The following is a 20,872-nucleotide window of genomic DNA, read 5'->3' as shown; positions in this document are numbered from 1 at the left end:
GACAGTGCTCTTGTGTGATTGCTGTAGTTTTGCTACCTTGCGCGGATTCCGCCTCCGAGGCGGCCTCCGGCGCACCTTTGGGGTGCGCCTCAACAAGCCGAACAAGCAGGACAAGCACAGTGCAAGCAGATCAGGGTGTGGCGACGACGGGCGCCGCGGGGTATCCGTGGCTGGTGGCGGACATCGGCGGCAGCAATGCCCGCTTCGCGTGGGTCGACGGCCCCGGCAAGTCGGTCGAGCATGTGCGCAAGCTGCCGGTCGCTCAATATGAATCGCTGCGCGCGGCGGCCGAGGCCTATCTGAAGGAACTCGCCGGTCTGGGCATTCAGGCGCGGCCCCGGCGGGCGTCGCTGGCGCTGGCGACCGCGATCAAGAGCGACCGCATCGAGCTGACCAACAGCCACTGGACCTTCTCCCGCAGCCAGCTGCAGGCCGACCTCGGCCTGGACGAGCTGCGGCTGCTGAACGACTTCGAGGCGCTGGCGCTGTCGCTGCCTGGCCTGCGGCCGGACCAGGTGGCCGCGGTCCCGGGACCCGCGCTGACGACGCCGCGCGGCACGCTGGCGGTGATCGGGCCTGGCACCGGGCTGGGCGTCGGCGGCGTGATCGAGACCTCGGGCGGCTGGATCGCGCTGCCGGGGGAGGGCGGTCACATGACCCTGGCGCCGACCAATGACTACGAAAGCGAACTGCTCGCCGTCGCGCGGCGCGAGTTCCCGCATGTGTCGGCCGAGCGCTTCCTGTCGGGCATCGGCCTGCCGACGCTGCATGCCGCGGTCGCGACCGTGGCGGGCCAGCCGCCGGCGCAGCGCCTGACCGCGGAGCAGATCGTGGAGCGGGCACTGGGGGGCGACGAGATCTGCGCGCGGACGATGACGCAGTTCAGCGTCTTCCTGGGCAGCTTCGCCGGCAGCGTCGCGCTGGCGCTGGGCGCGCGCGGCGGCGTCTACATCGGTGGCGGCATCGTGCCGCGCCTGGGGGATCGCTTCTTCGAGTCGCCGTTCCGCGAGCGCTTCGAGGCCAAGGGGCGCTTCGCCTCCTACCTGGCGGCCGTTCCCTGCGTGTTGATCACCGACACCCTGACCGCGCTGGCCGGCGCCGCTTTCGCGCTGGAGCAGTCGGTGCGCTGAGGAAGCGCCATGCTGTAGTACAGCTACATCACCAAGCCAAAACGGCGACCCGCGCGGTCGCCGTTTTTCATTTCCGTTGCTCATTTTGCGGCTTTATCGGTGGAAACCCGCAGTCTATTCGTCGTTTTCACACCATAAATCGGCTAACTCAATAGCGCCAGGGTTTGCGAGAACTAGGTGGGTGATCTAGTTTTAGTACAGAATTCTTTCCGAACAAGGGGTTCCGTGGTCCCTGCAACGTGAACCTCCCGGTCGCAGTGCCCCGCAGGACGAGCCAGCGAGCGCCAGAAGACGCTCGAGCGCAGCCAGAGCTACAGGAGACAAACCCAATGAAGACATCGCACGCCCCCCGCGAGCTGTTCCGTGTGCAGCCGGTCGCCGCCGGCTGCCTGGTGACGCTGGCCCTGATGGCCGGCGCCGCCCAGGCGCAGCAGGCCCAGACCGAAACGGACAAGGAAGCCGCCGCCAAGGCCGCGGCCGACAAGACGCTGGAGACGGTGACCGTTACCGGCATCCGCCGCGGCATCGAGGCCGCCATCTCGGTCAAGAAGAATGCCGACGCGATCGTCGAGGCCGTCTCCGCCGAGGACATCGGCAAGCTGCCCGACGTGTCGATCGCCGAGTCCATCGCCCGCCTGCCCGGCCTGTCGGCCCAGCGCGTCGCGGGACGCGCGCAGGTGATCTCGGTCCGCGGCCTGTCGCCGGACTTCGCCACCACCCTGCTCAACGGCCGCGAACTGGTCTCCACCGGCGACAACCGCAGCGTCGAGTTCGACCAGTACCCCTCGGAGCTGCTCAGCGCCGTGGTGGTCTACAAGACGCCGGAAGCGGGGCTGGTCGGCCAGGGCCTGTCGGGCACGATCGACATGCAGACGGTCCGCCCGCTGAATTTCAGCAGCCGCGTGGTGACGCTGAACGCCCGCGGCCAGCGCAACTCGCTGGGCAAGGCGGCCGACGCCAGCGCCACCGGCAACCGCCTGAGCGCCAGCTACATCGACCAGTTCGCCAACCGTAGCATCGGCGTGTCGCTGGGGTATGCGCACCAGCAGACGCCGGTCCAGGAAGAGCAGGTCGGCTTCTACGAGCCCTGGGACCAGACCGGCCGCACCGGCCTGCCGGCGGGCACCTACAACTCCGGCGGCATCAAGGCGCTGCGCCGCACCGGCAAGAGCGAGCGCGACGCGCTGATGGGCACGATCGAGTTCCGTCCGAGCCAGAACTGGACCAGCGTCGTCGACGGCTTCTGGACCAAGGCCAAGCAGGTCGACACCGCCAACCAGTTCGAGATGAACCTGGGCTGGAACGGCAACAACCCGCCGGCCGGCCTGAACTGGTCGAACCCCACCGTCAACGACAACGGCACCCAGACCGGCGGCACGCTGCTGAACGCCTATCCGCTGGTGCGCGGCATGTACAACAAGCGCGACGACAAGATCGTCGCCGCGGGCTGGAACAACAAGCTGAAGTTCGAGAGCGGCCTGTCGCTGATGGCCGACGTGAACTACTCGCGCGCCACCCGCAACGAGCTGAGCCTGGAGAACAACACGCAGCTGGCGCGGGCCTCCGCGACCGACTGGCCGCTGGACAACGTGGGCCTGGCCTTCCGCACCGGCGGCTTCTCGCAGATCGTGCCGGGGCTGCGCAACTATTCGGATCCGAGTCAGCTGCTGCTGCAGAACACGATCTACGGCTCCGGCTACGGCAAGGTGCCCAGCGTCAAGGACGAGCTGACCGGCTTCAAGCTGGTGGGCAACCTGCCGGCGCCCGACTTCGCCTCCGGGCTGTTCTCCGACTTCGAGGCGGGCCTGAACTACGCGGACCGCTCGAAGAAGAAGCGCCAGCCGGAAGGCAACATCAACGTCGGCGCGCAGGGCGACACCGCGATCGCGCCGGACCTGCAATACCGCCCGGTGGACCTGAGCTTCGCCGGCCTGGGCCTGATCCCGGCGTGGAACGTGCCGGGCGCGGTCGGCCGCTACATGACCTTCGCGCCGACGGAGACGGCCAGCTACCTGATCCCCAAGGCCTGGCAGGTCAAGGAGAAGACGACCACCGCATTCCTGAAGGGCAACCTGGACGCGACCACCTTCGGCGTGCCGATGCGCGGCAACATCGGCCTGCAGGTCGTGCGCACCGACCAGTCCTCGCAGTCCAACTACTGGGACGCGACGCTCAACAACAACGCGGGCGGCGTGAAGCCGATCGAGGGCGGCAAGACCTACACCGACTACCTGCCCTCGATGAACCTGTCGTGGAGCCTGCCGGGCGAGCAGACGGTGCGCTTCGCGCTGGCCAAGCAGATGGCGCGTCCGCGCGTGGAGCAGATGAACGCGGGCCTGGAGTTCGGCGTCAACGGCACGACCGGCAGGCCGGGCGCCACGGGCGGCAACCCGACGCTGAATCCGTGGCGTGCCAACGCGGTCGACCTGTCGTGGGAGAAGTACTTCGGCAACAAGGCCTACGTGGCCGCGGCCGCCTACTACAAGGACCTGCGCAGCTACATCTACAAGCAGACGGTGGATGGCTACGACTTCTCGCGTTTCGTCGTCGACTACGTGCCGCAGCCGGGCCAGCCGCCGGCGCAACTGACCGGCGATTTCACCGCCCCGTACAACGGGCAGGGCGGCCAGCTCAAGGGCCTGGAGCTGACGGCGTCGCTGCCGCTCAACCTGGTGAGCCCGATGCTGAACGGCTTCGGCATCGTCGCCAGCGCGACCTTCAACGACAGCAACATCTCGATCAAGGATCCGGACAGCGCGAGCAGCGTGGGCAGCGGGCCGATCTCGCTGCCGGGCCTGTCCAAGCGGGTCTACAACCTGACCGCGTACTACGAGGCCAACGGCTTCGAGTTCCGCATCAGCCAGCGCAAGCGGTCCGACTTCATCGGCGAGATCGGCAACTTCAACGGCTCGCGCACGCTGCGCTACGTGGTGGGCGAGAGCATCGTCGACGCGCAGATCGGCTACAACTTCACCGAAGGTCCGCTGAAGGGGCTGGGGCTGCTGGCGCAGGTCAACAACCTGACCGACGAGGCCTACCGCACCTACGCGCAGACCAAGGACCGCCCGCTGGAGTACATCAAGTGGGGCCGCACCTTCCTGCTGGGGGCGACTTACAAGTTCTGATCGCCGAAATATCTCTTAGCCGCTCTCCTGCAGGCGGCTCAGTACCCCACGAGCCGGTCCACCTCGTCGAGCAGCGGCTGCCCGTTCGCGAGCCGCCGCAGGTTCTCGATGAATTGCTCGACGACCGGACCCACGGAGGGCTGGGCCGCGATGTGCGGCGTGACAAGCAGGCGGGGGTGGCGCCACAGCGGGCTGTCGGGCGGCAGCGGCTCCGTGGCGAAGACGTCCAGCGCGGCGCCGCTCAGGTGGCCCTCGTTCACGAGGGCGAGCAGATCGTCCTCGACGAGGATGCCACCGCGCGCCACGTTGATCACGAAGCTGCCGGGAGGCAGCATCGCCAGGCGTGACCGGTCCAGGAGACGGGCGGTCTGCGGGGTGCCAGGAAGCAGGCACACCAGGAAATCGGAGCGGCCGAGGAAGGCCGCCATGCCGGCCTCCCCGACGAAAACCGGCACGCGCGCGGCGCGTGCATCCGAGCGGGTCCAGCCGATGACCTTGAAGCCGAGCGCGGCGACCACATCGGCCACGACGCCGCCGATCGAGCCCAGCCCCATGATCCCCACCGTGACCTGGCGCGCGTCGGGCACCGGCAGGCGCTTCCATTCGCCGGCGGCGTGCTGCCGTTCCATGATGGGCAACGAGCGGAACTGACGCAGGACCTGCAGGGCGACGAATTGGGCCATGCTCAGGCCCAGCCCCGGCTCGACCGCGCGGGTGACCCTGACGTGCGCGGGAAGGTCAGGCGCGGCGAGCAGGCCATCGGCCCCGGCGCCGACGGAGGCCGCGAGCTGCAGGTTGGGCAGGCGCGGCGCGATCCCGGCCGGAAGCTTGAAGGTGAAGAGGGCGGTGATGTCGGGGTCGGCCTGCGGGCCGAGCTCGGTGACGATCTCGAGATCCGGCGCGCGGGCGCGCAGCGCCTCGTAGCGGGCGGTGACGAAGTCCGATGTCAGCAGCATCAAAACCTTTGGGGGGCGTGCGGGGAGCTTGCTCATGCGGGAGTGGCTTGCGTTCTTTCGTGAATGAACTTGGTCGGCCTCAGTAGGAGTGCTCTGGCATGGGGGCGCCGGCGGGGCGCCTCCTTCACTCGGGCCAATACTGGGCGGCCGCAGAGCGATTGCAGCGCAGCGGGATAAATAGGGGAAGTTAAACTATCAAATCGGTTAATAGTCCAAGCTTATGAATATAAGTACGCGGCAGCTCCAGGCCTTTCTCGCCGTCGCGCGACTGGGCAGCTTCACGCGCGCTGCCGAGGAGATCTTTGTCACCCAGGCCGGGCTCAGCCTGATGCTCAAGGATCTGGAGGCCCAGGTGGGCGGGCGTCTCTTCGATCGCACCACGCGATCGGTCAGCCTGACCCCGGCCGGTGAGCTGCTGCTGCCCACGGTGCGCGGCATGCTGGCCGCCTGGGAGCGCGCCACCACCGGCATCGGGCGGCTCTCGGCCGAGGCCGAGCAGCAGGTGACGCTGGCAGCGACACCGCTCATCGCCACCAGCGTGCTGCCGCGCTGGCTTCAGGACTTCCACCAGGCACAGCCCGGCGTCCGCGTGCAGGTCGCAGACCTCGACCGTCGGGACATCCTGCTGGGCATCGAGGCGGGCGAGATCGATCTCGGCCTGGGCGCGTTCTTCAAGCCGGCGGTCGGCATCGAGCGCCAGTTGCTGGCGACTTTTCCGATGGTCCGCGTGGGTGCCCGTCCGCTCAAGGGGAGCGGCCGGAAGGCCGGCAACGGGCGGACGCTGCGCTGGTCCGCGCTGGCGGACGACCACCTGCTCACGCTGCCTGTCGACAACCCGATCCAGAAGCTCGCGGATGCGCAGCTGCGTCGCCTTGGCCTGGCGCCCACGCGTGGTGGGGCGCTGCAGAACATCCAGGCCATGATCGCCATGGTCGAAGCGGGACACGGCGTGGCCACCCTGCCGGCGTTCGTGGCACCGGCCTGCGCGCGCTACCAGGTGGCGATACAGACGCTCGTCGAGCCCTCGGTGTCCGTCGACTTCTTCGTCGTCAGCAAGAAGGGGCGCCAGAAGACCGCGCTCGCAGCCACGCTGATCGATTCGCTGGGTGGCCTCTTTCGGACCATCGCCGAGTCCCCGCCTGCCTGATCAGATGCGCCCCGTGCGCCTCGTGCGCCAATCACCCCGCGGAGCGCGCCGCGCTGCTGAACTCAATCCCCGGCCGGACTCAATCGCCCACCAGCACCCGCCCGCTCAGCGGGCCGATCTCGATCAGCAACTGGCCGTTGCCCGCCGCCTTCATCGGCGCGCCGGGTGTCAGCGCGTCGATGAAGGGCGTGGCGCGCAGCGCCGGCGGCAGCGCGAGGGTCGCCCGCATCGGCTCGGTCGCGTTGTTCATCGCCACGATCGCGCTGCGGTGGCCATCCTGGCGCAGCAGCACGATCACGTGCTCGTCCAGCCACAGCGGCGCGGACAGGCTGCCGTGCCGCAGTACCGGCTGCGACTGCCGCAGGCCGACCAGCCGCTTGACCTGCGCGCGCAGCGCCAGGTCCGGCTGCCCGCCTTCGTCGGCCCAGGGGTAGGGCGCACGGTTGTACGGGTCCTCGCCGCCGCCCAGGCCCACCTCGTCGCCGTAATAGATCGTCGGCGCGCCCGGGTAGCTCATCTGGAAGAACATCGCCAGCAGCAGGCGCCGCTTGCCGTCGGCGACCTTCTCCGGCGGGCTGTCGTCGCGCACGCCGAAGTGATGCAGCGCGCGCGGCTGATCGTGCGAGGACAGCAGCGTCATGGACGCGAACAGCGCCTGCGGCGGATAGGACTCGCGCAGCAGCTCCAGGTTCTGGTAGGCGCGCTCCGCGCTGACGCCGGCCGCGAAGTCCAGCACGGCATTGCGGAAGATGTAGTTCATCGTCGCGTCGAAGGTGTCGCCGAGGAAGAACTTGCTGGCGTCGAACCAGGTCTCCGCGATCGTCAGCGCCTCCGGCTGGTGACGCTTGACCGCGATGCGCCAGGCGCGCCAGAAATCGTCCGGCACCCAGGGCGCGACGTCCATGCGCCAGCCCGCCGCGCCGCGGTCCAGCCAGAACTGCATCACGCCGTCCCGGCCGAAGGCGTAGTCGCGGAAGGCGCGGCTGGACTTGTCCAGCTCGGGCAGGTCCTTGATGCCGATCCAGGCGGCGTACTGGTCGTCGGGTTTGGGCCGGGAGAGGTCGAAGCGGAACCAGCTCGCATAGGGCGAGGCCGGGTTGGGCTTGCCGTTGTCGAAGGCGCCGCCGGCCGGGAAGTTGCCGAAGCGGTTGAAGTAGGGCGAGTCCGCGCCGACGTGGTTCAGCGAGGTGTCCGGGATCACGCGCAGGCCGCGCTTGCCGGCCTCGCTGGTCAGGCGCTGGAAGTCGTCGTTGCTGCCGAAGGCCGGATCGATGCGCTTGTAGTCGCCGGTGTCGTACTTGTGATTGCTGGCGGCCTGGAAGACCGGCGTCAGGTACAGCGCGTTGACCCCCAGCTCGCGCAGGTCATCGAGCTTGTCGATGAGGCCGGCCAGGTCGCCGCCGAAGAAGTCGTTGTTGTAGACCGCGTCCGAGCCGTCGCCGCTGCCCGGCTTGTACGGGCGGTCCAGCCAGCGCGGATGGCGCTCGATGCCGTGGTCCTGGTACCGGGCCTGGCCGACCTGCGGATCGTTGGAGGTGTCGCCGTTGCGGAAGCGCTCGGGGAAGACGTAGTAGTAGATGAGGTCGCGCGCGAAGTCGGGGACGGCGAAGTCGGACGCGTGGATGGTCTGGCGATAGCGGCGGATCGAGAACGGCCCCTTGGCATCGGGGCCCTCGGGCAGCGGCGCGATGCTGGCCGGTCCCATCGAGCCCTTCTCCTTGGTCCAGTGGATCGGGTCGGCGTTGTTCTGGACGACGTAGCGGGCACCGTCGATCGTGGCGATGAAGTAGTAGCCGTAGACGCCCGCCGCGCCGAAGCGGTGTCGGGCCTTCCAGCGCTCGCGGCCCTCGGCGGTGCCGGCCTTGTGCAGCGGCACGCGCGCCTCCTCGGCATAGGCGATCAGGTCCTCGTTGCCCTCGACGCGGCGGCGCTCGACGACCAGCTCGAGCTTCTCGACGCCGGGCAGCGCGGTCAGCTGGAACTCGATCCAGGTCTTGGCCGGCTGCGCGCCGAAGGGCGTCTTGAAGGCGGCGAGGCGCGAGTCGTAGCGCAGGCTTGCCGCGACGGCGCCCAGCGACGCGGCGCAGGCGCCCGAAGCGCTCGGCGTGGGCATCGCTGGAGGTGGGCCGGCCTCGTCGGCCCGCGCGGCCAGCGCCGGCCCGGTGGCGTACAGCGTGGCCGCCAGGCCGGTCAGCAGCGCGGCGGGGAGGGACGCGAGCGGCGCGCGTCGGCGTGGCAAGGAGGCGTGCATGGCCGGGAACGCTACCTCGGATTCGAGGCGAGAGCCCTCGGGGTCAGCCCTTCTTCGGGCTTGCGTCCCTCCGGCCTACGCGCTCACGAACGGGCGCTCCCGCATCCAGGTCGTCGCGACCCATTTCTCGCCCTGGACAACGGCCGCGCTGGCGTGCAGCGAGGCGTGGTCCAGTTGCCCTTGGGCATTGGTGTATTCGAAGTAGACGGCGTGGCCGCGCTGCGGCGACACCGCCCAGCCGACCGCCGGGAAGACCGTTTCGCCGCCGGCGGGCACGTCGTTCAGGTAGGTCACCAAGGTGCTGACGCGCTGGCCGCTGCGCTCGATCGAGGCCTGGTTGGCCGGGTTGGACGGCACGAGGAAGTCGTAGTGCGGCGCGCTGCCGGCGCCCGGCGGGTAGTTCAGGACCTGCAGGCCTTCGGCATGCGCGACCGGGAGGTTCATCAGCTCGGCCAGGCGCCGCTCCAGGCGCGCGATCAGCGGCGTCTCGGCGCGCCGGAAGAACATGCCGAAGCTGCTGCGCAAGCCGCTCACCACGTCGCGACCGGTGTGCGGATCGACGAGCGTCGAGGGCCGCAGTCGCGGGCGCGCCAGCGCGATGAGCTGCTCGCATTCCTCGGCATCGATCACGCCGTTCAGCACCGCCAGCAGCGGCTGCGCCGCGCGTGCGGCGACGCGCACGAGGCGGTCATGCGTCGCGATCGAGGTGCCGGGACGCAGGCGCGGCTTGCCCTGGCGATACGGCGGCAGCGGCGTGCCGATCGGCGCCGCGAGCGAGGGCAACACGACCTGATCGACCGGCATCGGCGCGTGGCCGTGGCGCGCGCGGACGAAGCCGTCGACGATCGCCTGCGCAGCTTCCGGCGCGATGGCGCGCTCGCGCAGCGCGTGGCACAGCTCATCGGGCGACACGCCGTCGTCCAGGTGTCGACGGACCCAATCGCCCAGGGCCGACGGAAAGCGCACGACGCTCGTCATGGCGGCGCTCAGGGCAGGTCCACCGCGACCCAGCCGGTCGCCGTCGGCCGGAACCGCTCCTGCAACTGCGCGCTGCCCGCTCCGCGGATGACCTGGGCGACGACGGGGAAGACCCGCTGCACCTCGGCGTCCGCGGTCCAGGGCGCGGCCTTGACCTGGTAGGTGTAGCTGACCGTCGCCAGCCGGTCCCCGCCTTCGCCGGCCAGCTCCCAATGGACGACCCGGTCCAGGCTCAGCCTGGCCGCGCAGAAGTCGCCGACCGTCTGCCGGCCGCCGCCCGGCGTGGCTCGCTCCCGTGTCAGGTAGAACTGCCGGCCCGCCTCGGTCAGCGCATAACGGCGGACCTTCATGCGGTGCGGCATCTCCTGATCGTCCTTGACATCGACGTCGGCGACCGTCGAGCTCGCCAGCCCCAGTCGCTCCAGGACCGGCAGTTGCAGCGCGTTGCGCGCGCCGGTGTCGATCTCGTGCTGCGTCAGGTCGATGGGCCAGTCGGTCTTGGCCAGGCACAGGTCGCCGCGCTGGGCGAGGTAGTCCTTCAGCGCCGCGGCGAACTGGTCCGAGGAAGGTGCCGCCGAGCGCGCGCATCCGCTGAGCGCGTTCAGGACGAGCGCGCTCGCGATCAGGCCGATGGACACGGTGGCGCGGCGCAAGAGGAAGGCGTTGGTCATGGGGAAGCGACGCATCACGACGTGCAGGCGCCCGGCTTGGGCGGCTCGGCCGGCTGGACGTCCTTGTCGTTGAGCGTGTTGAGGAAGCAGAGGAGGTCGGCGATGTCCTGCTCGGACATCGGCGGCTTGCTGTGGGCGGGGCGGCCGTCCAGCGGCATCTGCGTGTCGATGTTGCCGACGAAGCGCGCGGGCAGGTCGTCGAACTTGCGCACCTGGCCGCCGACGTACTGCGTGGTGATCAGGCCGTAGCCCGGGAAGTCCGGATCGGGCGTGGCCTTGGCCTGGCCGCCGACGGTGGGGTACCAGAGCTCCGGCATCGTGTCGCGCGTGTTGTAGAAGCGGATCGTCTGCTCGAGCGAATGGAAGATGCCGTTGTGGAAGAAGCTGCGCCGCGAAGCGACGTTGCGCAGCGTGGGCGACTTGAACATGCCGCAGAAGCGGTTGCCCGGCGTCGGCGGGTGATCGGTGCGAGCCGGGCCGCACAGGCCGAGGTCGACGTAGCCCGGGTCCGCGTTCACGGGCAGCGCCGCGTTGCGCGGCACGCCGATGGCCTCGTAGGAGAAGTCGGTGAAGAGCGCCGTGCTGCCGTTCAGGCCGGCGCCCTGGTAATGGCACGACGCGCAGTTGCCGCCGTTGGGATCGGCGAAGACCTTCAGCCCGCGGGCCTCGGCCGGCGTGAGCACGCCGCCGATCTTGTTGCCGATGTAGAGGTCGAACTTGCTGGAGTAGGGATGGAAGCTGACGTCCTCGAGCTGGAAGGCCTGCAGCGCCTGGCCCGCGGCGGCGAAGGCGCGGTCCACCTCGTCGAAGACCTGCGCGCCGAAGGCCTGGCGGAACAGCGCCGCATAGGGACCCGCCTGCAACTGCTTCACGACGTCGGCGCGGCTGGCGTTGGCCATCTCGCGCGGATCGAGCAGCGGCAGGCCGGCCTGCTCGGCGAGCGTGGCCGCGCGGCCGTCCCAGGCGAAGCCGCCGCCGGGGCCCGGCACGCTGACGCCATCGGGGTTGTCGAGCAGGTCCGCGTAGGGCGGCGTCGCGTCCTTGTAGCGCAGCGACGGCACGGCTCGCGTGCCGGTCTGGTTCATCGCCGGACCGCCCAGCTGGGCGGACAGGTCGTTGGACGGCGCATAGGCATGCTTCGGGTCGTGGCAGGTCGAACAGGCCATGCGGCCGGAGGCCGACAGCGAGGTGTCGAAGAACATCTTCTGGCCGACCTGCGCCGCCAGGCTCAGCGGGGTCGCCGGGTTCAGCGCCGTGCCGACGCTGTCGGGAGCGGCCGCGGTGGCGCTGGCCGACGGGCCCGCCGGCGTCGCCTCGCCGGACGGGCCGCAGGCCGCGAGCAACGCGCCGAGGCCCACGCACGTGCCGGCGCCCACGAGGGCCGCCAGCGACGCGCGGGCGGAGGAGAGGAGGGCTCGCCGGGACATCGCGCGCGTCGCCGGGCTTACTTCGTCAGCGCCCAGACATTGGTCTGGACCGCGTCGGCGCCGATCTGCGCCGGCGTGTTCACGTCGGCCGACTGCTTCTGCGTATAGCTCGCCGGTGCCTGCCAGGCGTGGTTGATGGCGCGCACCGCGTCGAAGTGGGTGTCGGCGCTGCCGGCGTACTCGGGCAGGTTGAGGATGTTGGCGGCGATGAACTTCTCGGTGTACTTCGAGCGGTTCATGTAGGACGCATCCACCGCCGGGTCCGCCAGCTGGAACATGTCCTGCAGCGTGCGCACGAACGAGAAGTGGCTGTAGGCATCGCCGTCGGAGACCCCCTTGGGCGCGCCCGTCTGGTTGGTCAGGATGCCGAAGATGCTCTGGCCGTGGCCGCGGTTGCCCTTGGTGTAGTTGTTGATGCTGGCGTCCACCGTGACCGCGCCGGTCTTGGGATCGACGACCAGCGGCTTGGACACCGCGCTGTTGGAGACGTTCCAGCCGCAGCAGGAGTTGAAGCCTGAGGTGGCGTTGCCTTCGTCGAACATCAGCACGATCGCGACGCGCTTGGCCGGGTTCTTCCACAGCGGCGAGGCCTGGATCCTCTTCACCAGCGCGTCGACGTAGTTGTCGCCGCGCGTGATGATGTTGGCCGCCGCGGTCGGCGCCACGTTGTTGGCGACGCTGCCGCAGTCGCTGGCGGTGGCGGTGCCGCCGCCCGCCAGCTTGCCCACGACGCTGATGCCGTGCATGTCGTCGCACTGGTCGGGCACCAGGAAGTTCAGCGTGCCGACCTTGCCGCTGGCCAGGTCGGTGCCGAGCTGGTCGATGTCGTAGTTGGCGGGCATCGCATACGCGCTGCTGTTCTTCAGGTTGGCGTCCCACTGGCCGCCGCCCATGGTGCGGTTGCTGTACTTGAACTCCGGCGCGCTGCGCACGTTCTGGTAGGCCATGCCCGGGTGGTGCTTGGTCTTGTAGAGGCCGGCGGGCATCGGCAGCGTCAGCGCGGCATTGCCGACGGCGCTGGTGTTGCCGTTGAGGGTGCCGGGCGCGTAGACGTTGTCCGCGGCGGTGACCGCGGCATCGGCGACGCTGTCGGTGCGGAAGTCCTGTCCCGGGTTCATCGACTCGCTGTAGGTGCGCCAGGTCATGCCGGCGGCCGCGATCGCGTTGAACAGGTTGGGCCTGCCGACGATGTTGTGGTTGACCGCCGCGGCCTGCGTGCAGCTGGCGTTGAAGGGCGAGCTGGCCAGGCCCGGCTGGGTCTTGTCGGGCAGCGGCAGATCCTGGACCGCGTTCGGGCCGGTGGCGTCGCAGTTCCACTGGCTGTCGTCGGTGATGCCGAAGTCGTCGGCGCCGCCCAGCGCGGTGTAGTTGGGCTCGGACGGATTGCCGGTGGCGTAGTAGCTGGTCAGCTGGTTGCCGCTGGCCAGCAGCGCGTTGATCTTGGGCGCCCACGGCGAGCCCTTGATCGACAGCGTCGCCTTGTTCTCCAGCATCACGATGAAGAGATGGTCGTAGCGCGGGATGCCTTCGAGGTTGAAGGCCGCCTGCTGCGCCTGCGCGAAGGTGATCTTCGCGCGGGTGTCGGTCCCGCTGGGCGCGGTGGAGGCGCTGACGTTGGCGGCCCCGGCCAGGCGCGGATCGCCGCCGGGCACGGCCAGCGCGTCGGGATAGAGGTCGCCGCGGTCGAGCTTGGTGATGGCGTAGGTGAAGCGGTTGTCCAGGGCCTTGGACTCGGCCAGCATGGCGGCCTGGTCGGCGCCGCTGACGGTGTTGACGTCGGCCAGCACCTTGTCGAGCGACACGCCGATGCGCGTCGCCACGGTCTGCTTCTCGACGGCGTAGCTGCTGCCGTTGGCCTCGACGAGCCGCTGCACTTCCGAGGACAGCGGGCTGATGACGACCTGGCCGGCCTGGTCGAGGACCTGGTCCAGCGAGGCGCGCAGCACGTCCCGGCTGGCGACCTTGGCGCCGGTGGCGGAGACGATGGCGTCGGTGCCGATGTCGGCGATCAGCGCGGCATTGGCCGGCACGGTCAGCGAGAAACGGCCCTGGGCATCGGTGACGACCGGGTGCTCGGCGGCATCGCAGACGCCGTTGCCGTCGGCGTCGACACAGACCTTGGCGCCGACGTAGTAGGCGGGCGCCAGGGTGGGATCCGTGGCGCTGCCGGGCGTGAAGCTGGCGGCGGTGACGACGCCGCTGATCGTGACGCTGGGCGTCGACGGGCCGTCGTTGTCGGAACCGCAGGCGGCCAGGATGGCGGCGGCGATCAGGGTGAGCGAGGCGTTCAGCGCGGTGGATTTGCTGGGTCGCATGGGGCGTCCTGGAGTGGTGGCGATGGCGGGTTCGAGTGGCCCGGGCAGGGGCCGGCCCGAAACGCGGCGCACTCTAGGAATCACGCATGACGGATCCGTGTCACCCGGCGTCAAGGACGCGTGAGAACCCAGGCGGCATCGGGCCTGGCGCGTTTCGCAAAGTTTGGTGAAGCGGCGCGACGGGGCGGAATGGCTCGTGGCTCGCACGGGGCTTGGCGCGAGGTGAACGGAGAGCCGTATGGGCTGAAGGCGCTGTGCAAATGCGATAGGACTCCGTCTCGTGCCCCGCCTCATATCGGTCCCGTATGTTCATCATTTTGGACAAATAGTGCGCCTCATGTCTAGAATGATGAACATGCCAAGCAAACCGCCGATAATTTTCCCGCAGGAGCAACGGATGCTTGCCCGACTGGGCGAGCGCATCCGCCTTGCCCGCCTTCGTCGCCAGTTGAGCAGCGCGGCGATCGCGGCGCGCGCAGGCATCTCGCGCACCACGCTCTACAAGGTCGAGCTCGGCGACCCTGGCATCACCCTCGGCACCTGTCTGCGCGTGCTGGCCGCGCTGGGGCTGGACCAGGACTTCGACCAACTGGCGGCCGACGATCACGTGGGCAGACGCCTGCAGGACCTCGCGCTCGATCGTGCGGCCGCTTCACCTCGCCGGCGAACCGCGCGCAGGTCCGGCGCCCACTCCCCGTCCTCGGACGAGGAGACACCATGACGAAGCGGGAAGAGGTGCTGGAGGTCTGGCTGGATGACGACCTGGGGCCGGCGGTCCTTGTGGGCACGCTGTCCCACGATCGCGGGCAGGTGCGCTTCCGTTATGAGCGCGCGTGGCTCAAGGATGCTCGTGCCTTTTCGCTCGATCCAAGCCTGACGCTCGATGCGAACGCGTTCTTCCCGAAGCCGGAGACCGGCAACTTCGGCATCTTCCTGGACTCGTCGCCGGATCGGTGGGGCCAGACGCTCATGCGACGCCGCGAGGCACTGCAGGCCAAGGACGAGCGGCGCGCCGCACGCACCCTGTACGCGTGGGATTTCCTCATCGGTGTGCAGGACGTGACGCGACAGGGCGCGCTGCGTTTCCGGCCGGTCGGCGGCGACGCCTTCCTCGACAACGACGAACGGGCGGCACCGCCCGTCACCACCTTGCGCGAACTCGAGGCGGTGGCCATCGAGCTCACCAGCCGCCGGATCGACGACCTGGGCGCCCTGCGTCGCTGGCTGGCGGTGCTGGTGGCGCCGGGCGCCTCATTGGGGGGCGTCCGACCGAAGGCGAACTTCACGGACGCGGACGGCTCGGCCTGGATCGGCAAGTTCCCTGCGCGGGACGACGATCGCGACATCGGTGCCTGGGAGCACCTCGTCCATGGCCTGGCGCGCCGCGCCGGCATCGAGGTGCCGCAGGCCAAGGCGCTGCGCCTGACGGGCGACTTCCACACGTTCTGCGTGCAGCGCTTCGACCGCGCCTCGGGGATGCGGCGCTTCTATGCGTCAGCGATGACCTTGCTGGGCAAGGAGCGCAGCGAGGGGACGAGCTACCTGGAGCTCGCCCAGTTCATCCGCCAGCGCGGCGCGGTCGACCATGTGGCGACCGACCTGGAACAACTGTTCCGGCGGGTTGCGTTCAACGTGGCCGTCGGCAACCGCGACGACCACCTGCGCAATCACGGATTCCTGTTGAGCAAGGAAGGCTGGCGATTGGCGCCGGCCTTCGACATCAATCCGAACGTCGACAAGGCGGAGCACGTGCTCAACATCGATGACGTGGACAACCGTCCGAGCCTGGCGACGGTCAGCGCCACGGCGGTCTTCTACGGCTTGAGCCAGGAGCGCGGCGACGCCCTCGTCGAGGAGGTGGCCACTGCTGTCGACGACTGGCGCGCGCAAGCGCGGCGGGCGCGCATCGCCGCGGCCGACATCGCGTCCACCGCGGCGGCATTCGCCGCCCACCACGAGTACCGGCGGGCGCGCTGACGGCGCGTCGCGCCCGTCAGCCCTTCACCCCGCCCGCCGTCAACCCCGACACGATCCAGCGCTGCGCCAGCAGGAACACCGCCGTGATCGGCAGCCCCGACAGCACCGCCGCCGCGGCGAAGTCGCCCCACAGGAAGCGCTGGTCGTGCAGGTAGTACTTCGAGCCCACCGCCAGGGTCAGGTTGGACTCCTCGCGCAGCAGCACCGACGCCACCGGGTATTCGATGATGCAGCCGATGAAGGCCAGCACGAACACCACCATCAGGATCGGCACCGCCATCGGCAGCAGCACCAGCCGGAAGGCCTGCCAGTGCGACGCGCCGTCGACCTTGGCGTTCTCCTCGATCTCGACCGGGATGGTCTCGAAGTAGCCCTTGATGGTCCAGATGTGCGTCGCCACGCCGCCCAGGTAGGCCACGATCACGCCGGCGTGCGTCTCGATGCCCAGCCAGGGCACGAAGCTGCCGATGGTCTCGAAGATCGCGTAGATCGCCACCAGCGCCAGCACCGGCGGGAACATCTGCAGCAGCAGCATGCTGTTCAGGATGCCGCCCTTGAACGGGAACCGCAGCCGCGCGAAACCGTAGGCCGCCGTCGTCGAGATGCCCACGATGAGCAGCGCCGAGATCGTCGCCACCTTGATCGAGTTCCACAGCCAGGTCAGTACCGGGAACGGGGGCTGCACCAGCGAGCCATCCGCCGCCTGGTACGGAATGCCCAGCGCCAGCTGCCAGTGCTCCAGGCTGATCGTCGTGGGGATCAGGCTGCCGGTGGCGAAGTTGCCCGGCCGCAGCGAGATCGACACCACCGCCAGCAGCGGGAACAGCGTCACCGCCAGGAAGACCCACAGCAGCGCATGCGCCGCGACGACGCGCCAGCGCGCCTGTTTGCCTCGAACGATCGCCATGTCCGGGCTTCCTTATGAGTTGGCTTTGCGCATGAGGCGCAGGTTCAGCAGCGACATCCCCGCGACGAGGATGAAGATCAGCGTCGAGATCGCCGCCGCCAGGCCGAAGTCCGTGCCCGAGTCGCGGAACGCGATGCGGTAGGTGTAGCTGACCAGGATGTCGGTCTGGCCCGCCGGGATTTTGGTCGACAGGTAGTCGGGCCGCCCATCGGTCAGCAGCGCGATCAGCACGAAGTTGTTGAAGTTGAACGCGAAGGCCGACACCAGCAGCGGCGACAGCGGCTTGATGATCAGCGGCGCGGTGATCTTGAAGAAGTTGGTCAGCGGCCCCGCGCCCGCGAGCGCCGAGGCCTCGTACAGGTCCGAGGGAATCGCCTTCAGCAGCCCGGTGCACAGGATCATGATGTACGGGTAGCCCAGCCACACGTTGACGATCAGCAGCATCGTCCGCGCCAGCGCGGGGTCCGCGAACCAGGCCGGACGCACGCCGAAGAGCGCGTCCAGGATCGCGTTGATCTCGCCGAAGTTCTGGTTGAACAGGCCCTTGAACACGAGGATCGAGATGAAGCCCGGCACCGCGTAGGGCAGGAACAGCAGCGTGCGGTAGGTCGTGCGGTAGCGCAGGTCCTCCCAGTTCAGCAGCACCGCCAGCATCATCCCGATCGCGGTGGCGAAGACCACCGTCAGTAGCGAGAACACCACCGTCCAGCCGAAGATCGACAGGAAGGGGCCGCGGAACTCGGCATCGAACAACATGCGCCGGTAGTTCTGCGCGCCGACCATCACCTTGTAGCCGGGCGCCAGGTGCGTGCCCGCGGCCGCGCCCTGGCCTTCGTAGTAGCCGGTGGTCGCGTCGGGGCGGAAGAGCGCGCCGTCGGCCACGCGCTTGATCGCGCCGTCGGGCTGCTCCACGAAGTGGGGGCGGATCGGCCCGAACTCGCGCAGGCCGAGGTAGCGCAGCGTCGACGCCTCGCCCACGCCGTCGGTGGCAGCGGTGCCGCCGGCCTGGCCCGGCAGGCGCAGCCGCAGTTGCGCGAGCGCCAGCCGGTGCGCGACGAGCTCCTTCAGCGTGAGCGCGGTGCCCAGCGTCGCGTCGGCCGGGCCGACGGCCTGCATCGCGACATCCACCGGCTTGCCCGCCTGCCGCAGCGCCAGCGGCGGCGAGACGAATTGCGCGGCACCGCTGGCCGGGTCGCGCAGCACGATCCGGAAGTCGCCGCCCGCGCCATGCACGCTGTAGTCGCGCACGTCGTCCAGCACCGTGTCGTGCTGGTCCAGCAGGAACTCGCGCACGCGCTCCTGGCTGAGCAGGTGGGCCGACGAGTAGTTGGTGAAACCGATCTGCGTCGTGAATGCGAGCGGGAAGGCGATGAACAGCAGCATCCCGGCGACACCGGGAAACAGGTAGCGATACGCGAAGCCCGCCTTCGACAGGTAGACGGCGAAGCCCGCGCCGGACAGCAGCAGCACGCCGAGCGCCCAGCTGGTCAGCCCCGCGGCGTACAGCATGAACACGAGGTAGAGCGCGGCCAGCACGATGACGGCGATCGTCGGCCAGTAGAGCGCGCGGCCCAGTCGCTCCAGCGCGCCGGGCGGCTGGCGGGTATAGGCCTCGGCCAGCGGCGAGCCGGGCAGGGCGGCGGACAGGGCCGCGGAGGAGGCGGTCGTGGCGTTCATTGCTTGAGCAGCATCCGGCCCGAGGCGCCGTCCAGCGCGTCCTTGGGGCTTTGCAGGCCGTTGGTGATGGCTTCCAGCGCCGCGTCCATCGCGGTCCAGAAGCGGCCCACCTCGGGGATGTTGGGAATGGCCTCGCCGGCGCGGGCGTTCTCCATGCTGGCGCGGATCAGCGGATTCACCGACAGCGCCTGGTAGAAGGCCTTGTTGGCCGGCACACCGATGGGCACGTCGGCGTCGAGCACCTTCAGCGACTCGGGTCGCATCAGGTGGCGCTCGATGAACTCGCGCGCGAGGTCCTTGTTCTTCGACGGCGCCGAGATCATGCAGCCCAGCACTCCGACGAAGGGCTTGGACGGCTTGCCCGGGATCACCGCGGGGATCGGCGCGACGCCGATGTCGATGCCGGCCTTGCGCGCGTTCTCCCAGGCCCAGGGACCGGAGATCATCATCGCGATCTCGCCGCGCGCGAAGCTCGATTCCATCTCGGAATAGCGCGCGCCGCGCGGCATCACGCCCTCCTGGATGAGGCGCTCCAGCATGCGGCCCGCAGCCAGCGCGCCTTCGTTGTTCACCGCCACCTGGCCGGCGTCGAAGTCGCCCTGCGCGTCACGGCCGAAGATCACGCCGCCGGCGCCGGCGAACATCGGCCAGGTGAAGAAGCTCTTGTTGTAGTCCCACAGGATCGCGTGCTTGCCGCGCTGGCGCAGCGTCTTGTCCAGCGCGATCAGCGCGTCCCAGGTCGCCGGCGCCTGCGAGACCAGCGCCTTGTTGTAGATCAGGCCGGTGGTCTCGATCGCGATCGGATAGCCCCAGTAGCGGCCCTGATAGCGGAACGCCTGCCAGGCTGTGCCCTCGACCTCGTCGAACAGCGCTTTGCGCGGCTGGATCGGTGTCAGCAGCCCCGCCTTGGCCCATTCGCCGACGCGGTCATGCGGCCAGCAGAAGACGTCCGGTCCCTTGCCGGCGCCGGCCGCCTGGGTGTACTTCTCGGGCGCGTCGACCGGATGCTCGACCACGACCTTCACGCCCGATTCGCGCTCGAAGGCGTCGCCGACCTTCTGCAGCCCGTTGTAGGCCTTGTCGCCGTTGATCCAGACCAGCAGCTTGGGCGGCGTCTGTGCGGCGGCCTGCTTGCAGCCGCCGAGCAGCGCGACCGCCGCGAGCGCGGCCGCGGCCAGCGTCATGCGCGATGCCGGCGCGGTCATGCCGCGGCCCCGAGGCGCTGGAACGCCAGGCCCTGCGCGTCGAAGAGGTAGCAGAGGTCGGGCGGCAGCTGCAGCTGCAGCGTGTCGCCGGAGCGCACGCGCTTGCGGCCGTCGAATTCGCAGGTCAGCGCCTCCTCGACGCCGGGATAGGCGCAGTACGCATGCGTGACGCCGCCCAGCGATTCGACGAAGGTCACCGTGCTCGAGATCAGGTTGGCATCGCCGCCGACCTCGAAGTGCTCGGGCCGCAGGCCCAGCGTGACCTTGTCGCCGGCCTTGGCGCGCGAGGCGTCCACGTGGGCGCGGATGGTCGCGCCGTCGCTCAGCCGCAGCACCGCGTGATCGGCCGCGGCGGCGACGATCTCGGCCTCGATGAAGTTCATCTTCGGGCTGCCGATGAAGCCGGCGACGAAGAGGTTGTCCGGATGCTCGTACAGCTCCAGCGGCGTGCCGACCTGCTCGATCTTCCCGGCGCTCAGCACCACGATGCGGTCGGCCAGCGTCATCGCCTCGACCTGGTCATGGGTGACGTAGACCATGGTCGTCTTGAGGTCCTCGTGCAGCTTCGCGAACTCGTAGCGCATGCGCACGCGCAGCGCGGCATCGAGGTTGGACAGCGGCTCGTCGAACAGGAACACCTCGGGCTTGCGCACGATCGCGCGGCCGATGGCCACGCGCTGGCGCTGGCCGCCCGACAGGTCCTTGGGCTTGCGCTCGAGCAGATGCTCGATGTGCAGGATGCGCGCGGCGTAGCGCACCGCGCGGTCGATCTCGTCCTTGGGCACCTTGGCCAGCTTCAACCCGAACGCCATGTTGTCGTACAGGTTCATGTGGGGGTAGAGCGCGTAGCTCTGGAACACCATCGCGATGCCGCGCTCGGCCGGCGGCACGTCGTTGACCAGGCGCCCGCCGATGCGCATCTCGCCGCCGGTGATGTCTTCCAGCCCCGCGATCGTGCGCAGCAGCGTCGACTTGCCGCAGCCCGACGGGCCGACGAAGACCATGAACTCGCCGTCCCGGATCTCCAGGTCGATGCCATGCAGGATCTTGGTCTCGCCATAGGCCTTGACCACGCTGTGCAGCTTCACGTCCGCCACTTGGATACC

General features: G+C 69.3%; 15 protein-coding genes. 5 read left to right on the top strand and 10 right to left on the bottom strand.

The annotated features are described in order from the left end of the window. The first annotated feature begins 119 nt into the window (after positions 1–119). Entirely contained in the window at positions 120–1,130 is a 1,011-nt protein-coding gene (gene glk, locus FHT38_RS14125; protein WP_310737377.1) for a glucokinase, read from the top strand. A 329-nt stretch (positions 1,131–1,459) separates the two neighbouring features. After that, positions 1,460–4,255: a TonB-dependent receptor gene (locus tag FHT38_RS14120; protein ID WP_221213774.1), complete on the top strand. Its 2,796-nt coding sequence runs from the start codon at positions 1,460–1,462 to the stop codon at positions 4,253–4,255. Positions 4,256–4,293: 38 nt separating this feature from the next. On the opposite strand, the gene FHT38_RS14115 is transcribed toward FHT38_RS14120, so the two are convergent. Next, positions 4,294–5,247: a glyoxylate/hydroxypyruvate reductase A gene (locus FHT38_RS14115; protein WP_221213773.1), complete on the bottom strand. Its 954-nt coding sequence runs from the start codon at positions 5,245–5,247 to the stop codon at positions 4,294–4,296. Positions 5,248–5,431: 184 nt separating this feature from the next. Here FHT38_RS14115 and FHT38_RS14110 point away from each other — a divergent pair, with 184 nt between their 5' ends. Next, positions 5,432–6,358: a LysR family transcriptional regulator gene (locus FHT38_RS14110; protein ID WP_183492144.1), complete on the top strand. Its 927-nt coding sequence runs from the start codon at positions 5,432–5,434 to the stop codon at positions 6,356–6,358. A gap of 79 nt (positions 6,359–6,437) precedes the next feature. Here the strand turns inward: FHT38_RS14110 and FHT38_RS14105 are convergent, their stop codons facing one another. The 5 genes from FHT38_RS14105 to FHT38_RS14085 all read right to left on the bottom strand — a co-directional run bounded on the left by FHT38_RS14105 (position 6,438) and on the right by FHT38_RS14085 (position 14,000). After that, positions 6,438–8,609 carry a glycoside hydrolase family 13 protein gene (locus tag FHT38_RS14105; RefSeq protein ID WP_183492143.1) on the bottom strand — a complete coding sequence of 724 codons (2,172 nt, stop codon included), beginning with the start codon at positions 8,607–8,609 and terminating at the stop codon, positions 6,438–6,440. Between the two features lie 75 nt (positions 8,610–8,684). Next, on the bottom strand, positions 8,685–9,587 hold the full coding sequence (locus FHT38_RS14100) for a 2OG-Fe(II) oxygenase (protein WP_183492142.1): 903 nt from the start codon (positions 9,585–9,587) through the stop codon (positions 8,685–8,687). Positions 9,588–9,595: 8 nt separating this feature from the next. After that, positions 9,596–10,258, bottom strand: coding sequence for a hypothetical protein (locus FHT38_RS14095; RefSeq protein WP_221213991.1), 663 nt, complete (start codon positions 10,256–10,258; stop codon positions 9,596–9,598). 14 nt (positions 10,259–10,272) lie between these two features. Next, complete coding sequence (locus FHT38_RS14090; RefSeq protein WP_183492140.1) at positions 10,273–11,685, bottom strand: cytochrome c peroxidase; 1,413 nt, start codon at positions 11,683–11,685, stop codon at positions 10,273–10,275. A gap of 17 nt (positions 11,686–11,702) precedes the next feature. Then, complete coding sequence (locus tag FHT38_RS14085; protein ID WP_183492139.1) at positions 11,703–14,000, bottom strand: phosphoesterase; 2,298 nt, start codon at positions 13,998–14,000, stop codon at positions 11,703–11,705. Between the two features lie 397 nt (positions 14,001–14,397). On the opposite strand from FHT38_RS14085, the gene FHT38_RS14080 reads away from it, so the two are divergent. Beyond that, positions 14,398–14,721: a helix-turn-helix transcriptional regulator gene (locus FHT38_RS14080; protein ID WP_255488688.1), complete on the top strand. Its 324-nt coding sequence runs from the start codon at positions 14,398–14,400 to the stop codon at positions 14,719–14,721. Next, positions 14,718–15,977, top strand: coding sequence for a type II toxin-antitoxin system HipA family toxin (locus FHT38_RS14075; RefSeq protein ID WP_183492137.1), 1,260 nt, complete (start codon positions 14,718–14,720; stop codon positions 15,975–15,977). Before FHT38_RS14080 ends, FHT38_RS14075 begins: the two co-directional genes overlap by 4 nt. 16 nt (positions 15,978–15,993) lie before the next feature. On the opposite strand, the gene malG is transcribed toward FHT38_RS14075, so the two are convergent. Genes malG through FHT38_RS14055 form a run of 4 tightly spaced genes read right to left on the bottom strand, consistent with a single transcriptional unit; the run spans position 15,994 to position 20,863 of the window. Next, positions 15,994–16,884: a maltose ABC transporter permease MalG gene (malG, locus tag FHT38_RS14070; RefSeq protein WP_091732632.1), complete on the bottom strand. Its 891-nt coding sequence runs from the start codon at positions 16,882–16,884 to the stop codon at positions 15,994–15,996. Between the two features lie 12 nt (positions 16,885–16,896). Further along, entirely contained in the window at positions 16,897–18,561 is a 1,665-nt protein-coding gene (gene malF, locus FHT38_RS14065) for a maltose ABC transporter permease MalF (RefSeq protein ID WP_183492136.1), read from the bottom strand. Further along, positions 18,558–19,766, bottom strand: coding sequence for a maltose/maltodextrin ABC transporter substrate-binding protein MalE (malE, locus tag FHT38_RS14060; RefSeq protein WP_183492135.1), 1,209 nt, complete (start codon positions 19,764–19,766; stop codon positions 18,558–18,560). The genes malF and malE overlap by 4 nt, the downstream gene beginning before the upstream one ends. Next, the gene (locus tag FHT38_RS14055; protein ID WP_183492134.1) at positions 19,763–20,863 is read right to left on the bottom strand and encodes an ABC transporter ATP-binding protein; all 1,101 of its coding nucleotides are present in this window, start codon (positions 20,861–20,863) and stop codon (positions 19,763–19,765) included. The genes malE and FHT38_RS14055 overlap by 4 nt, the downstream gene beginning before the upstream one ends. Between the last annotated feature and the right edge of the window lie 9 nt (positions 20,864–20,872).

It is taken from the genome of Mitsuaria sp. BK041 (assembly GCF_014193085.1).
Lineage (GTDB): Bacteria > Pseudomonadota > Gammaproteobacteria > Burkholderiales > Burkholderiaceae_C > Roseateles.
Note: the sequence above shows the minus strand (reverse complement) of the source record. Positions and strands in the feature narration are given on the sequence as shown.

Bases quoted from the DNA above. Each gene is read 5' to 3' on its own strand.
- FHT38_RS14080 (WP_255488688.1), top strand. From the start codon at position 14,398: ATGCTTGCCCGACTGGGCGAGCGCATCCGCCTTGCCCGCCTTCGTCGC.
- malF (WP_183492136.1), bottom strand. From the start codon at position 18,561: ATGAACGCCACGACCGCCTCCTCCGCGGCCCTGTCCGCCGCCCTGCCC.
- FHT38_RS14075 (WP_183492137.1), top strand. From the start codon at position 14,718: ATGACGAAGCGGGAAGAGGTGCTGGAGGTCTGGCTGGATGACGACCTG.
- FHT38_RS14105 (WP_183492143.1), bottom strand. From the start codon at position 8,609: ATGCACGCCTCCTTGCCACGCCGACGCGCGCCGCTCGCGTCCCTCCCC.
- FHT38_RS14095 (WP_221213991.1), bottom strand. From the start codon at position 10,258: ATGACCAACGCCTTCCTCTTGCGCCGCGCCACCGTGTCCATCGGCCTG.
- FHT38_RS14100 (WP_183492142.1), bottom strand. From the start codon at position 9,587: ATGACGAGCGTCGTGCGCTTTCCGTCGGCCCTGGGCGATTGGGTCCGT.
- malE (WP_183492135.1), bottom strand. From the start codon at position 19,766: ATGACCGCGCCGGCATCGCGCATGACGCTGGCCGCGGCCGCGCTCGCG.
- FHT38_RS14090 (WP_183492140.1), bottom strand. From the start codon at position 11,685: ATGTCCCGGCGAGCCCTCCTCTCCTCCGCCCGCGCGTCGCTGGCGGCC.
- FHT38_RS14085 (WP_183492139.1), bottom strand. From the start codon at position 14,000: ATGCGACCCAGCAAATCCACCGCGCTGAACGCCTCGCTCACCCTGATC.
- FHT38_RS14115 (WP_221213773.1), bottom strand. From the start codon at position 5,247: ATGAGCAAGCTCCCCGCACGCCCCCCAAAGGTTTTGATGCTGCTGACA.
- FHT38_RS14120 (WP_221213774.1), top strand. From the start codon at position 1,460: ATGAAGACATCGCACGCCCCCCGCGAGCTGTTCCGTGTGCAGCCGGTC.
- malG (WP_091732632.1), bottom strand. From the start codon at position 16,884: ATGGCGATCGTTCGAGGCAAACAGGCGCGCTGGCGCGTCGTCGCGGCG.
- FHT38_RS14110 (WP_183492144.1), top strand. From the start codon at position 5,432: ATGAATATAAGTACGCGGCAGCTCCAGGCCTTTCTCGCCGTCGCGCGA.